Origin of the sequence: Yoonia rosea (assembly GCF_900156505.1) — a bacterium.
Classification (GTDB): domain Bacteria; phylum Pseudomonadota; class Alphaproteobacteria; order Rhodobacterales; family Rhodobacteraceae; genus Yoonia; species Yoonia rosea.
The window spans coordinates 382,369-396,196 of the sequence record NZ_FTPR01000002.1 but is presented as its reverse complement, the minus strand read 5'-3'; the positions used below and the strand labels follow the sequence as shown (position 1 = coordinate 396,196).

Here is a 13,828-nt window from a genome sequence, read left to right as displayed (position 1 = left end):
CATTCCCAAGGGGGAACTTATCATGGCAAAACGTGACTATTACGAAGTGCTTGGTGTTGCCAAAGGCGCCGATGCTGCAGAGATCAAGAAGGGCTACCGCCAGAAGGCGAAAGAGCTCCATCCTGATCGCAATGCCGACAATCCCAATGCCGAAGCCCAGTTCAAAGAGGCCAATGAGGCCTATGAAGTTCTGAAAGATCCCAACAAGAAAGCCGCCTATGACCGCTATGGTCATGCCGCGTTCGAAAACGGTATGGGCGGCGGTGGCGGTGGGCCACGCGGCGGCCAAGGTGATTTCGGCAGCGCATTTTCTGACGTGTTCGACGATCTCTTTGGTGATTTCATGGGGGGTCGCGGTGGCGGTAGACGCAATGCGGCCCAGCGCGGCAATGACCTGCGGTATAACCTCCGGATCAACCTTGAAGATGCCTTCTCGGGCATGCAGAAAACGATCACTGTTCCTACGGCTGTGGGCTGTGGTTCTTGCAACGGAACAGGTGCCGAAGGCGGCTCTGAACCGCAAACCTGCCCCACATGTTCCGGCATGGGCAAAGTGCGCGCACAGCAGGGTTTCTTTACGGTCGAACGGACCTGTCCGACATGTTCCGGAATGGGGCAGACCATCAAGGATCCCTGCCGGACGTGCCACGGCCAAGGCCGTGTCGAAAAAGAGAAATCGCTGTCTGTGAACATTCCGGCCGGTGTTGAAACCGGCACACGCATCCGCCTCGCTGGCGAGGGTGAAGCAGGGATGCGCGGCGGGCCAACGGGCGATCTCTATATCTTTATCGAAGTGCAGAACCATGCGCTGTTCGAGCGGGAAAATACGAACCTTTATTGCCGTGTGCCCGTGTCGATCGCGACTGCTGCTTTGGGTGGCGAAATCGAGGTGCCGACGATTGACGGTGGCCGCAGCCGCGTCAAGGTGCCCGAGGGATCACAATCCGGTCGTCAGATGCGTCTGCGCGGCAAGGGTATGCCTGCCCTGCGCGGTGGTGGCATCGGCGACATGTTCATCGAATTGGCTGTGGAAACACCTGTCAAACTGACCGCACGCCAGCGTGAAATCCTCAAAGAGTTCGACCAGCTGAGCGAAGACAACAATCCGCACGGATCAAGCTTTTTCGACACGGTTAAAAGCTTTTGGGACTCGATGAAGAGCTAGCGTTAACCGCGCAGTAACCACCACTTCGGCAAAGTGATTGTATGAATCACTTTGCCGAAGCACCCTCCCTGTTTCCTGACCACGACGACGTGACCGAGGTTCTGCCGCTCACGCCCGGCAAACTCCCGTCTTATGTGCGTGACCATCGCAAACGGCTACGCGAACGCTTTCTGGCGGGCGGGGCCGATGCCATGCCAGATTATGAACTACTCGAACTGGTACTGTTTCGTGCGATCCCGCGCCAGGATGTCAAACCGCTCGCCCGGGCGCTGATTGATACGTTTGGCGACTTTAACCGCGTCCTTTCCGCACCTCTGGCCCAGCTTTCCGGCGTCAAGTGGGTTGGTGATGCCGTTCTGCTGGAACTCAAACTGGTCGAAGCTGCCGCACACCGGTTGTCGCGCTCGAAGGTTATGCAGCGCCATGTGCTATCGAACTGGGATGCTTTGCTGGATTATTGCCATACGACGATGGCGCACCGCGAAACCGAGCAGTTTCGCATCCTGTTTCTGGATACCAAAAACACCGTGATCGCCGATGAGGAACAGGCAAAAGGCACCGTTGACCATGTACCGGTCTATCCGCGCGAGGTGGTTAAACGTGCGCTCGAACTGAATGCCAGCGCCCTTATCCTTGTGCACAACCACCCATCCGGTGACCCTACGCCGTCAGATGCCGATGTGCAGATGACACGGCAAATTACGAACGCCGCCATGGCACTGAACATCACGGTGCATGATCATCTGATCATCGGAAAATCCAGCGAAACCAGCTTTCGGTCACTCGGCCTGTTTGACGGAACCGCCTAGTTCGAGACCACCGCAAGGTTGGTAAATTTGTTCTGGATCAAGGTCACTTCACCAACTTGATCACAGGCGGGCATTTGTAGCGTGATCTCGTTCACCACAAGCGTCTGGCCCGAGTTGGTCTGGATCGTACCTGCATCGATTTCCCGACCACAGTTTGCGGCAGTTACGTTGACACCGACACGCAAATCAACACCACTGTTGCGGTTCATCTGCCCTTCGGGAAAAGTATAAACCTCAGCCTGAAAGGGAATTTCGGCCTCGGCATCACCAAGATAGAGGACAAAGCCGTTTTTGCCGTCACGTGTGTCTTCGGCAGTGTGGAACGACGCCGACCAAACATGTCCGGGATCACCAATCTGCGCACCATTCTCAAGCGCATGAAGGCGCATGTTATCTGTCGTCGACCATTGCAGGACCGCACGGTCATAGCGGCGCAACTCCGGAACAAAGACTTCGGATGATGCTTTGAGAATATTATCAAACGTCACTTCGAATTCGGCATTGGGAACAAGAGCAGGCATCAACACCTGCGCATTGCCGCTTCGGTCCGTGGTTGCAGACACGCGCAGACCACTGTGCGACACAACAAAGGATTCGTTCGTAAGGCAGGGTGACGCGATGCTGAGTGTGACAAGAGCAGCTGTCTCGCGTCGGGTATCGAGGACGGTCTCGCATCCCGGCGTGGGCGTGGCCATGATGGACTGGAATTGTGGGGCGTCGAATTCCGTGTAGACCGAATCAACCGCGACCACCCGTTTTGCATTGGCCGTATGGTCCAGCGGGGTTGTTACGATGTTGGGTACGCCAAAAACAGCCTGCCCCTCCGCGTTGGTCGACAACATCAAGGATTGGGGTGGTTTATTGTAGGTTTCAAGCACATCGGCACCGGCCATGTCCGGTGTCGTTTCGCCATACTGTGCCACGAATCCAATCGACAGCGCCACGGTGAGCGTGGACGCAATTGTCTTGATTGTCTTTAAGCGAGACATCCCCATCCCTCACAGCTGAAATTAAGCTAGGATGAAGTTGCACGGTTAGCGTGACGTTAACAGGACTGGCTAAAGGTCTTAGCGTGTTCCGATTATGTCAGAAATTAGGCGAGCCTTCCGTGGCAGTGCTTGAATTTTTTGCCTGATCCACAGGGGCAGCTGTCATTGCGACCAGGGTTTCCCCATGTATTCGGGTCGTTTTCGTCAAAACCTTCACGCACCGTTCCCGTCGCCTCAGCCACCGCCGCAGGGGCCGCTGCACCTGCCGCCGCCGCTGCTGCGGCTGCCTGCTGCTGGCGGATCTGGGCGATCATCTGTTCCTGCTCTTCTTTCGACATTGGCCGGATCTGCGCCAGCTTTTTCGTTACGTCAGAACGCAGGCTTTCGAGCATGGTTTCGAACAACTGAAACCCTTCGGTTTTGTATTCGTTCAACGGATCCCGTTGGGCATATCCACGGAAACCAACAACCGAGCGCAGGTGCTCAAGCGTCAGCAAATGTTCGCGCCACTTGGCGTCAATGGTCTGCAACAAAAGCTGCTTTTCAACATTGCGCATCGTCTCATCGCCAAAGGCTTCTGCCTTTTCGGCCATGTATTTGTCTGCGGCCTCTTCAAGACGTTCGCGGATGTCATCATCGTCCACACCCTCTTCGGCAGCCCAAGCAACAACAGGCAGGTCAAGACCGATGTGTTCCTTGACACTTTCCGCGAGACCCTCTGTATCCCATTGATCTGCATATGTTTTTGGCGGCATATAGTCATGAACAAGGTCGTCGATCACCTGATCGCGCATGTCCTTTGTGACCTCTGAAAGGTCCTTTGCCATCATGATATCGCGCCGCTGCGAGAAGATGACCTTGCGCTGCTCATTCATCACATCGTCGAACTTCAACAGCTGTTTGCGAATGTCAAAGTTACGGCCTTCGACCTTGGCCTGCGCGCGCTCGAGCGATTTGTTCACCCATGGGTGCACGATTGCCTCGCCCTCTTTCATGCCAAGGCCGGACAGCACTTTGTCCAGACGGTCAGAGCCGAAAATCCGCATCAGATCGTCTTCGAGCGACAAAAAGAACGCCGAGCGTCCGGGGTCACCCTGACGGCCGGAACGGCCGCGCAGCTGGTTATCGATCCGGCGGCTTTCGTGCCGTTCGGTCGCCAGCACATAAAGACCACCGGCCGCCTTTACCTTTTCCTTTTCATCGGCAACTTCGGCCTCGATCTTGGCACGGACCGCTTCGATGTCAGCGTCGGGATTTTCTTCCATCGCCTGCATCACGCGCATTTCAACGTTACCACCCAACTGAATGTCCGTACCACGACCCGCCATGTTGGTCGCAATCGTCACCGCATTCAGCTTGCCGGCATCGGCAACAATCTGGGCTTCTTTTTCGTGCTGCCGCGCGTTGAGAATATTGTAGGTGATTCCCTCGGCTTTCAGCATCTCGGCCAAAGCCTCTGACTTTTCGATAGATGTCGTACCCACAAGAATCGGCTGACCTTTGTCATGGGCCGCTTTAATCTCTGCGACGATGCCTTCGAATTTCTCGCGCGCTGTGCGATAAACCTGATCGTCTTCGTCGATACGTGCGATAGGGCGGTTCGTCGGCACCTCAACAACGCCAAGGTTATAGATTTCGCGGAATTCCTCGGCCTCGGTCGCAGCGGTGCCGGTCATGCCGCCCAGTTTGTCGTAAAGGCGGAAATAGTTCTGGAAGGTCACAGAGGCCAAAGTCACGTTCTCTGGTTTGATCGTGCAGCCTTCTTTCGCTTCAATGGCCTGATGCAAACCGTCCGACAGACGGCGACCGGCCATCATGCGGCCAGTGAATTCGTCAATCAGCACGACCTCGTCATCGCGCACAATATAGTCTTTGTCCTTGGTGAATAGCTTATGCGCGCGCAATGCCTGGTTCACATGGTGAACCAAAGTCGCGCTTTCAGGATCATAAAGCGTCTGCCCTTCGGGCAAGAGCCCCGCAGCAGTGAGCCTTTCTTCGAGAAAGTCATTGCCTTCATCAGAGAATGACACTTGGCGGGTTTTCTCATCCAGTGTGAAATGTTCGTCCGCCACATCGGGGATCACTTTGTCGATGGTCGCATACATGTCGGACCGGTCTTGCGCGGGGCCAGAGATGATCAGCGGTGTGCGTGCCTCATCAATCAGGATACTGTCGACTTCGTCCACGATCGCAAAGTTATGCTCACGCTGGAACATCTGGCTCAGCTCGGATTTCATGTTGTCGCGCAGATAATCAAAACCAAGTTCGTTGTTCGTGGCATAGGTCACGTCACAGGCATAGGCGGCTTTCTTTTCGCCCTCTGGCTGCTGGGGGTAAACCACACCGGTGGTCAGACCCAAAGCGCCATACACCTTGCTCATCCATTCCGCGTCACGGCGCGCCAGATAGTCGTTCACGGTGACGATATGTACGCCTTTACCTGTCAGCGCGTTCAGATAGGCCGGAAACGTCGCAACGAGCGTTTTACCTTCACCGGTTTTCATCTCGGCGATGTTGCCCTGATGCAGAAAGATGCCGCCCTTGAGCTGGGTGTCAAACGCCCGCAAACCCAAGGCACGTTTCGCGGCTTCGCGGCAGTTGGCAAATGCCTCTGGCAACAGGTCATCAAGGCTCTCGCCACCCATTGCACGCTTGGCAAGCTCTTCTGTCTTTTGTTTGATGCCTTCGTCAGAAAGCGCCTCAAACTCAGGCTCAAGCGCATTGATCTTGTCGACCAAGGGACGGGCAGCTTTTACTTTGCGGTCGTTTGCGGTGCCAAACACCTTTTTGGCAATTGTTCCGAAACCCAGCATGTTCTCTCCGATGGCGCCTCGGCGCCTGTCTGACATCTATTTGAGAGGAGGTCGCTTGTAGGCCCGCTTCAGGCCACTTAGAAAGGGCCAAGATTATCGAACTATAACGGCCTCCTCGAGGCATCTTTGGGATGTAAGGGGCCGCCAGTACAGTGTCAACGCCGCGGGAAGCCGCGGCCTATCAAGGGAACGTATAATGCTGAAACATGTTACATTTTTGGGTGCAACTGCAGTGGCCGCCACTTTGTCCACCGGGGCCTTCGCCCAAGACGTAACAGCTGACACAGTTGTTGCCACCGTTGGCGAGACAGAGATCACCATGGGTGAGATTATCATCGCCCGCACCCTGCTGCCGCCGCAGTATGCGCAACTCCCTGCCGAGGTGCTTTTTGATGGTCTTGTCGAACAATTGATCCAGCAACAGCTTTTGGCAGATGCGGCAGGCGAGCCTTCGGCGCGCACGAACTTTACGCTGCTGAACGAACGCCGCTCTTTGCTCGCGGCTGAAGAGATTACAGAGATTGCCGAAAACGCGGTAACCGAAGCTGATCTACAGGCTGCCTATGAGGCGCGGTATGCAAATGCCGAAGAGATCGAGGAATTCAACGCCGCACACCTGCTTGTCGAAACACAAGAAGAAGCAGCCGCAGCCAAAACCCGCATCGATGAAGGTGCTGCCTTTGCTGATGTAGCGCGTGATGTATCCACGGGACCAACGGGCCCGAATGGCGGCAATCTGGGGTGGTTCGGCGCTGGCGCGATGGTGCCTGAATTCGAAAACGCCGTGACAGCGCTTGAGGTGGGTGGCGTGACCGAGCCGTTCGAAACCCAGTTCGGCTGGCATGTCGCAACACTGCTCGACAAACGGATTCAGGCTGGCCCGACACTCGATGAGGTCCGCCGCGAACTGACTGCCGAACTCCAAGAGGCGGCAATCACTGTCCGTCTGGACGCATTGGCGGCCGAAGAAACAATTACAAAGCCAGAGCCGGGGCAGTTTGATCCCAGCCTGATTGATGCAACCAACCTGCTGGATTGATCTGATATGCCTGTCTCGCCCCTTGCCCCCGCAACTTTTCCGGAACTGCCCAAAATTGACGGGGTCACCTTTGCGGCGGCCTCGGCAGGCGTCAAATACAAGAACCGTACCGATGTAATGCTGGCGATTGTCGCGCCTGGCACTGCGGTGGCCGGGGTTTTTACGCGCTCGGCGACCCGCTCGGCACCTGTGCTGGATTGTCAGGCGAAACTGGGCAGTGACCCCAGCAGCATCGCCGCATTTCTGGTAAATTCAGGCAATTCGAACGCCTTTACTGGCAGCCGAGGCAGCGCATCGGTTGAGGCGGTGTGTGAAGCCGTGGCAGCCCAGACCGGCGCGCCGATAGACCGGATTTTCACGGCATCTACCGGTGTGATCGGTGAGCCGCTGCCACATGACCGGATCATTGCCAAGATCGCGGAATTGCACGCAAACCAAAGTGCGGATGAGATCGAGAACGCTGCCCGCGCGATCATGACCACCGATACATTTGCAAAGGGCGCCGCAGCCACGATCACGGTGAACGGCAAGGACGTGAAGATCGCAGGCATCGCCAAAGGCTCTGGCATGATCGCGCCTGATATGGCGACGATGCTGGTTTATATCTTTACCGATGCACAGTTTGGGCAGGCGGATTTGCAAACGCTTGTTTCTGAAACCAACGCGAAAACCTTTAACTGCATCACCGTCGATAGCGACACATCGACCTCGGATTCACTTTTGATGGCCGCAACTGGCGCATCAGGTGTGGATGTGACAGGAAACGCCGATTTCGCAGCGGCCTTGCACGACGTCATGCAGGACCTCGCGCATCAGGTCGTGCGTGACGGCGAAGGGGCGACCAAATTTGTGACCGTCAAAGTGACCGGCGCAAAGACTGATACCGACGCCCATAAAGTGGCGCTCTCGATCGCCAATTCACCTTTGGTGAAAACCGCGATCGCAGGCGAAGACGCCAACTGGGGGCGGATAGTGATGGCTGTTGGCAAGTCAGGCGCCGCAGCAGACCGCGACACGCTCAGCATTCGGTTTGGGGACATCACCGTCGCCGAAAACGGCTGGCGCGCGCCGGATTATTCGGAAGAGGCCACCAGCGCCTATATGAAAAACGCCGAGCTTGAGATCGGCGTTGATCTGGGGATCGGCAGTGGCGAAAGTACCGTCTGGACCTGCGATCTGACCCACGGCTACATCACAATCAACGCCGATTATCGCTCATGAAGACTGTTCTGGTGTCCGCAGTCGCCCTGATTGATGGCGACGGCCGCATCCTTTTGGCACAACGCCCCGAGGGGAAATCTATGGCGGGCCTGTGGGAATTCCCGGGCGGCAAGGTGGAAGAGGGTGAAACACCAGAGGCCGCGCTGATCCGTGAACTGCAAGAGGAACTGGGCATCGACACTTGGGCGTCCTGCCTCGCACCGCTGACCTTTGCCAGTCATACTTACGAGAATTTCCACCTGCTGATGCCGCTGTTCGCCTGCCGGAAATGGGAGGGCACGCCGCAATCGCGCGAGGGGCAGGCACTCAAATGGGTGCGGGCAAACCAGCTGCGGGATTACCCGATGCCTGCGGCTGATATACCCCTGATCCCGATCTTGCGGGATTGGCTTTAGCACTACCGAAACGAAAAAGGGCGGCCCTTGGGACCGCCCTTTTCTATTCCTGAAACCCGCTGTTACAGGTTCCGTTCGACCTCTTCGCGCTCGAAAATCTCGATCACGTCATTCGGGCGGATATCATCATAGTTCTCGAACGCCATGCCGCATTCCTGACCGGATTGCACCTCGGCAACCTCGTCCTTGAAGCGCTTGAGCGTCTTCAGCGTGCCTTCGTGAATAACCACGTTGTCGCGCAGCAGACGGACGCCCGCAGAACGACGCGCGACACCTTCTGTCACAAGACAACCGGCAACCTTACCCACATTCGAGACCTTGAAGACCTCTTTGATGTTGGCATAGCCGATGAACTTTTCGCGAATTTCCGCAGACAACAGACCAGAGGCCGCCGCTTTCACATCATCCACAAGATCGTAGATGACCGAATAGTAGCGGATCTCGACACCTTTTTGGTTGGCTGTGTTCCGTGCGGTCGCATTCGCACGGACGTTAAAGCCAAAGACAGGCGCACCGGATGCTTCAGCCAAACCGATATCGGTTTCAGTAATCGCACCAACACCAGAGTGCAGGACGCGCACGCGGACCTCATCGTTGCCGATCTTTTCCATCGCTTGCACAATCGCTTCGGCCGAGCCTTGCACGTCTGCTTTTACCACAATCGGCAGTTCGCTGACGTTTTCATCGGCCTTGGCGTTCGCCATCAGCTGTTCAAGCGTTGTCGCAGCACCGGCAGCAGCGCGTTTCTCTTTCGCAGCCTTTTCACGATACTCGGCGATTTCACGTGCCTGGGCATCGGTATCAACAACGTTCAACACGTCGCCTGCTTCTGGCGTACCGTTCAGGCCGAGCACCTCGACCGGTACGGCAGGGCCTGCTTCTTTCACGCGTTCGCCTTTGTCGTTGATCAGCGCACGGACCTTGCCGTACTGCTCGCCCACAACAAAGATATCGCCTTGGCGCAATGTCCCGTTCTGCACAAGAACGGTTGCAACAGGGCCGCGGCCCACATCAAGCTGCGCCTCGATCACGGCACCTTCGGCAGCGCGATCAGGGTTGGCTTTAAGTTCAAGAATCTCTGCCTGCAGGGCAATCGCTTCGAGCAGATCATCAAGACCTTTGCCTGTGATGGCCGACACTTCAACGTCCTGCACATCGCCGGACATCTTTTCGACGATCACTTCATGCTGCAACAGATCCGTCCGCACTTTGTCAGGGTTTGCCTCGGGCTTGTCGATTTTGTTGATCGCCACGATCATCGGCACTTTCGCCGCTTTCGCGTGGTTAATCGCCTCAACCGTTTGCGGCATGACAGCATCATCGGCCGCCACTACAAGCACAACGATATCCGTCACCTGTGCGCCGCGAGAGCGCATCGAGGTAAAGGCGGCGTGGCCGGGTGTGTCAAGGAACGACAGCACTGCACCACTTTCGGTCGTGACCTGATAGGCACCGATGTGCTGTGTGATCCCGCCTGCTTCGCCGGCCACAACCTTTGCATTGCGGATCGCATCAAGCAGCGACGTCTTGCCGTGGTCAACGTGGCCCATGATCGTAATGATCGGCGGACGCGGTTTAAGGTCTTCGGGCTTATCTTCCACGGCCTGAATGACATCTTCGACATCCGCGTCGGACACGCGCACAACTGTGTGGCCGAATTCTTCGATAATCAATTCGGCGGTATCCGCGTCAATCGTCTGGTTCTGCGTCGCCATGATACCGTTGGTCATCAGCGCTTTCACAACGTCGGCAACACGCTCGGTCATCCGGTTGGCCAGTTCCGACACCGTGATCGCCTCGGGCAGCGCCACTTCGCGGAAGACCTTTTCACGCTCGACAGATCCACCCATCGCTTTCGCACGGGCGCGGTCCTGCTTGCGCTTCATCGCAGCCATTGAGCGCTGACGCCCACCTTCGCGGCCGGCCATCGCATCATTCAGCGTCAGCTTGCCGGAACGGCGGTTGTCTTCACCACCACGGTTTGGTTTCGGCTTGGTTTCTTTATCACGCGCATCGTTTCCACGATCCGATTTACGCGGCGCGGCAGAGGGGCGGGAAATCTCGGTTTCGCCGGGAACAGCGGCGGCTGCAGGCGGCGCATCTGCGATCGCCTTGGCTTTCGCAGCGGCAGCGGCCTTGCGCTCTTCTTCCTCGGCTTTTGCTCTCGCGCGCTCTTCGCGTTCGCGATCCTCGGCCTCTTTGGCTTCCATCTCGGCGCGGCGCGCTTCACGCTCGGCAGCGCGTTCCTTTTCGTCGGCTTCGCGCGCGGCGGCCTCTTCGGCCTCGCGGGCTTTCGCCATCTTCAGCGCGTTCATCCGGCGCTCAAGTTCAACATCAGAAATGCCTGCGGGGCGCTTCTTTGGATCACCACCAACAGGGCCACCGGTTGTGGTAGGCTTGGCTGCACCGGGCTTCGGCACCACAACGCGTTTGCGTTTGGTTTCCACCACGACGTTTTTGGTCCGCCCATGGCTAAAACTTTGCTTCACGTTGCTGGGACGTGAACCACCAAGGCCGAGTGTCTTTTTACCGTCGTTATCGCTCATTTAGCTTCTTTATCCTTCCCGGAGGCCGTATCGCCCCCGTTCCCTTCGCGTAATCCGCGTAGCTTTGTGGCTTCCTCTACAACACGATCGCTGAGTCTGCCAGTCGCAAGCGCGCCATGTATCACACTTTGCCGCCCAAATGCCAAACCCAATTCCTGAGAGGTCAGGCAGCCAAAGTATCGGGCACCCTCGGGCGTCCATAGTTTCGTTTTGCCCCGTTCCGACCCGTCAGAGGCCTGAACCAGAACACGGACCCGCTCACCACCGGCGAGCCAACCCTTTACCTTTTCAAATCCGCAAACCGCACGGCCCGCTTTGCGGGTCAGTGCGATCAGATCAACGGTGCGGCGGGCAAGTTGGCGTTCAACTTCGTCCACCAGTCCGTCGGGCACAGTGACCGCCTGCTTGGCAGAGCGTGAAAACTGACCTTTCTTCGCCTCTTCAAGCGTTGTCCGGTCAGCTGTCACGTACATGCCACGGCCCGGCAGTTTGCCCAGAACATCAGGCACAACCTGATTGTCAGGGCCCACAACAAAGCGGATCAAGCCAGCCTTTGGCTGCACCTCGCCCGTGACGATGCACTTACGTTCAACATCATCGCGTTCTTTGTTATGGCCACCACGCGCCATCTGCGATCCCCTCGAAGGCCTGCGATCAGGCCTCCTCCTCCGCGATCAGCTCTTCTTCGCTGTCCGAAACAAGATCATCAGGGTCAACCCAACCCAGCATCACGCGGGCGGTCATCACCATGTCTTGCGCTTCTTCCAGCGATATGTCGAACGGCTCTAGCACGCCCTCGTCTTTTACGCGTTCGCCGTTGACCGTCGTCCAGCCACCGGCCAGTTCCCAGTCAGCACAGGTTGCAAAGTCTTCGAGTGTTTTCACACCGTCTTTGCCCAGCGCCTCAAGCATGGCAGGTGTCAGCCCTTCGAAATTGACAAGGCTGTCTTCGACACCCAACGCGCGGGCCGCTTCCATGGCTTTTTTGGCTTCCGCTTCCAGATAGTCGCGCGCACGCGCCTGCAATTCGGCAGCAGTATCGTCATCGACGCCTTCGATCACCAGCAGTTCATCCAGCTCAACGTAGGCGACCTCTTCAAGGTTCGTGAACCCTTCAGATACCAAGAGTTGGGCAAAGAACTCGTCCAGATCAAGGGTATCCATGAACAATTTCGTGCGCAGCTCGAATTCGGCCTGACGACGCTTGCTCTCTTCTTCCTCGGTCATGATGTCGATATCCAGACCGGTCAGTTGCGACGCAAGGCGCACGTTCTGGCCGCGGCGACCGATGGCAAGAGAAAGCTGCTCTTCAGGCACAACAACTTCAATCTTGCCGGCCTCTTCGTCCAGAACCACCTTAGATACCTCGGCAGGCTGCAACGCGTTCACAAGGAAGGTCGGCATATCTTCATTCCATGGAATGATGTCGATCTTTTCGCCCTGCAGTTCGTTCACAACGGCCTGCACGCGGGACCCGCGCATACCAACGCAGGCACCGACAGGGTCAATGGACCCGTCATAGGAAATGACAGCGATCTTCGCGCGCGAACCGGGGTCACGGGCCACAGCCTTGATCTCGATGATGCCTTCATAAATCTCGGGCACTTCCATCTTGAACAGTTCTGCCATGAACTCTGGCGCGGTGCGCGACAGGAAGATTTGTGGGCCACGCTGTTCGCGGCGCACTTCCTTGATGTAACAGCGGATACGGTCATTGGGACGGTATGCCTCGCGGCCGATCTTTTCATTGCGGCGCAGCACGGCCTCACCGGAACCCACGTCAACGATCACGTTGCCGTACTCTTCACGCTTGACCAGCGCGTTGATGATCGTGCCGGCGCGATCCTTGAACTCTTCGTATTGCTTGTCACGCTCGGCTTCGCGGACTTTCTGCAGGATCACCTGCTTGGCAGACTGTGCAGCAATGCGGCCCAATTCCACAGGTGGCACTTCTTCGATGAACTGCTGGCCGACTTCAGGGTTATCCATGTATTCTTTGGCCTGCTCGACAGTGAATTCAGCCTGATAGTTCTCAAGCTCATCATCCTCGACCACAGTCCGCACGCGGGTGAAGGTCGCCTTGCCGGTTTTGCGGTCGATGGACACGCGAATGTCCATTTCCGCGCCATAGCGCGACTTGGCCGCACGGGCGAGCGATTCTTCCATCGCTTCCACAACAAGCCCGGGCTCGATGTTCTTTTCGCGGGCCACGGCCTCTGCTGTTTGCAACAACTCCAACTGGTTGGCGGATGTGTATGCCATCTTAAGTGTTCTCCTCGCCATCAATGATGGTTTCGATTTCATCAAATTGGGTCTCGTCGATCTGACCCGCGTCTTTGCGACCGCGCAAAACATCGCGGATCAACTCATCTGTCAGAACCAGTTTGGCGTCTGACAGCCATTCAAATTTCAGTCCGATCGTGCCCTCGGCAATCGTGATCAGAATCTCGTCACCTTCGGTGCCCGCCAATTGCCCTTTGAAACGGCGGCGGCCATCGATCAGTTCATCGGTTTCAACTTTGGCTTCAAAGCCTTCCCACTGATCGAAATCCTTCATCCGCGTCAGCGGACGGTCGATCCCGGGGCTTGAAACCTCAAGCGTGTAAACATCCAGAATCGGGTCTTCGACATCCAGCACTGCACTGATAGCTGTGGAAATCTGGGCACATTCATCGACTTCGATCTGGCCATCGGGGCGCTGCACCATGATCTGCAGGATGCTTTCCTTGCCGGTCATCAAACGCACGCGCACGACTTCGAACCCCATGTCCTCGACAACTGGGGTGATGATTTCAGCGATGCGGCGGTCAATGGCCGCTTTGGCGATCAGATCGTTCATCATTCTTTCCGA

The 13,828-nt window shown here is 56.8% G+C and carries 11 protein-coding genes; 5 read left to right on the top strand and 6 right to left on the bottom strand.

Features of this window, described 5'->3' with window-relative positions:
- Positions 1-22 precede the first annotated feature (22 nt).
- The gene (gene dnaJ, locus B0B09_RS13145; protein ID WP_055295349.1) at positions 23-1,165 is read left to right on the top strand and encodes a molecular chaperone DnaJ; all 1,143 of its coding nucleotides are present in this window, start codon (positions 23-25) and stop codon (positions 1,163-1,165) included.
- A gap of 41 nt (positions 1,166-1,206) precedes the next feature.
- Entirely contained in the window at positions 1,207-1,974 is a 768-nt protein-coding gene (radC, locus tag B0B09_RS13140) for a RadC family protein (protein WP_076660421.1), read from the top strand.
- Here radC and B0B09_RS13135 read toward each other — a convergent pair.
- Positions 1,971-2,963, bottom strand: coding sequence for a hypothetical protein (locus B0B09_RS13135; protein ID WP_076660419.1), 993 nt, complete (start codon positions 2,961-2,963; stop codon positions 1,971-1,973). The genes radC and B0B09_RS13135 overlap by 4 nt on opposite strands.
- 104 nt (positions 2,964-3,067) lie before the next feature.
- Entirely contained in the window at positions 3,068-5,776 is a 2,709-nt protein-coding gene (gene secA / locus B0B09_RS13130; RefSeq protein WP_076660417.1) for a preprotein translocase subunit SecA, read from the bottom strand.
- A 196-nt stretch (positions 5,777-5,972) separates the two neighbouring features.
- On the opposite strand from secA, the gene B0B09_RS13125 reads away from it, so the two are divergent.
- From B0B09_RS13125 to mutT, 3 genes are read left to right on the top strand one after another with little or no spacing between them, the layout of a single operon-like run.
- Complete coding sequence (locus B0B09_RS13125) at positions 5,973-6,815, top strand: peptidylprolyl isomerase (RefSeq protein ID WP_076660416.1); 843 nt, start codon at positions 5,973-5,975, stop codon at positions 6,813-6,815.
- Between the two features lie 6 nt (positions 6,816-6,821).
- Positions 6,822-8,036 carry a bifunctional glutamate N-acetyltransferase/amino-acid acetyltransferase ArgJ gene (gene argJ / locus B0B09_RS13120; protein ID WP_076660414.1) on the top strand — a complete coding sequence of 405 codons (1,215 nt, stop codon included), beginning with the start codon at positions 6,822-6,824 and terminating at the stop codon, positions 8,034-8,036.
- On the top strand, positions 8,033-8,431 hold the full coding sequence (gene mutT, locus B0B09_RS13115) for an 8-oxo-dGTP diphosphatase MutT (protein WP_076660412.1): 399 nt from the start codon (positions 8,033-8,035) through the stop codon (positions 8,429-8,431). The genes argJ and mutT overlap by 4 nt, the downstream gene beginning before the upstream one ends.
- A gap of 62 nt (positions 8,432-8,493) precedes the next feature.
- Here the strand turns inward: mutT and infB are convergent, their stop codons facing one another.
- Genes infB through rimP form a run of 4 tightly spaced genes read right to left on the bottom strand, consistent with a single transcriptional unit; the run spans position 8,494 to position 13,816 of the window.
- Positions 8,494-10,977, bottom strand: a complete 2,484-nt coding sequence (infB, locus tag B0B09_RS13110) for a translation initiation factor IF-2 (protein WP_076660410.1) — start codon at positions 10,975-10,977, stop codon at positions 8,494-8,496.
- On the bottom strand, positions 10,974-11,606 hold the full coding sequence (locus B0B09_RS13105) for an RNA-binding protein (RefSeq protein WP_076660408.1): 633 nt from the start codon (positions 11,604-11,606) through the stop codon (positions 10,974-10,976). Before B0B09_RS13105 ends, infB begins: the two co-directional genes overlap by 4 nt.
- Before the next feature lie 25 nt (positions 11,607-11,631).
- Positions 11,632-13,239, bottom strand: a complete 1,608-nt coding sequence (gene nusA / locus B0B09_RS13100) for a transcription termination factor NusA (RefSeq protein WP_055295333.1) — start codon at positions 13,237-13,239, stop codon at positions 11,632-11,634.
- A gap of 1 nt (position 13,240) precedes the next feature.
- Complete coding sequence (rimP, locus tag B0B09_RS13095) at positions 13,241-13,816, bottom strand: ribosome maturation factor RimP (RefSeq protein WP_076660406.1); 576 nt, start codon at positions 13,814-13,816, stop codon at positions 13,241-13,243.
- Between the last annotated feature and the right edge of the window lie 12 nt (positions 13,817-13,828).

What these genes read in the sequence shown, in the direction of transcription:
- dnaJ (WP_055295349.1), top strand. Translation starts at nt 23, where the DNA reads ATGGCAAAACGTGACTATTACGAAGTGCTTGGTGTTGCCAAAGGCGCC.
- radC (WP_076660421.1), top strand. Translation starts at nt 1,207, where the DNA reads ATGAATCACTTTGCCGAAGCACCCTCCCTGTTTCCTGACCACGACGAC.
- B0B09_RS13135 (WP_076660419.1), bottom strand. Translation starts at nt 2,963, where the DNA reads ATGTCTCGCTTAAAGACAATCAAGACAATTGCGTCCACGCTCACCGTG.
- secA (WP_076660417.1), bottom strand. Translation starts at nt 5,776, where the DNA reads ATGCTGGGTTTCGGAACAATTGCCAAAAAGGTGTTTGGCACCGCAAAC.
- B0B09_RS13125 (WP_076660416.1), top strand. Translation starts at nt 5,973, where the DNA reads ATGCTGAAACATGTTACATTTTTGGGTGCAACTGCAGTGGCCGCCACT.
- argJ (WP_076660414.1), top strand. Translation starts at nt 6,822, where the DNA reads ATGCCTGTCTCGCCCCTTGCCCCCGCAACTTTTCCGGAACTGCCCAAA.
- mutT (WP_076660412.1), top strand. Translation starts at nt 8,033, where the DNA reads ATGAAGACTGTTCTGGTGTCCGCAGTCGCCCTGATTGATGGCGACGGC.
- infB (WP_076660410.1), bottom strand. Translation starts at nt 10,977, where the DNA reads ATGAGCGATAACGACGGTAAAAAGACACTCGGCCTTGGTGGTTCACGT.
- B0B09_RS13105 (WP_076660408.1), bottom strand. Translation starts at nt 11,606, where the DNA reads ATGGCGCGTGGTGGCCATAACAAAGAACGCGATGATGTTGAACGTAAG.
- nusA (WP_055295333.1), bottom strand. Translation starts at nt 13,239, where the DNA reads ATGGCATACACATCCGCCAACCAGTTGGAGTTGTTGCAAACAGCAGAG.
- rimP (WP_076660406.1), bottom strand. Translation starts at nt 13,816, where the DNA reads ATGAACGATCTGATCGCCAAAGCGGCCATTGACCGCCGCATCGCTGAA.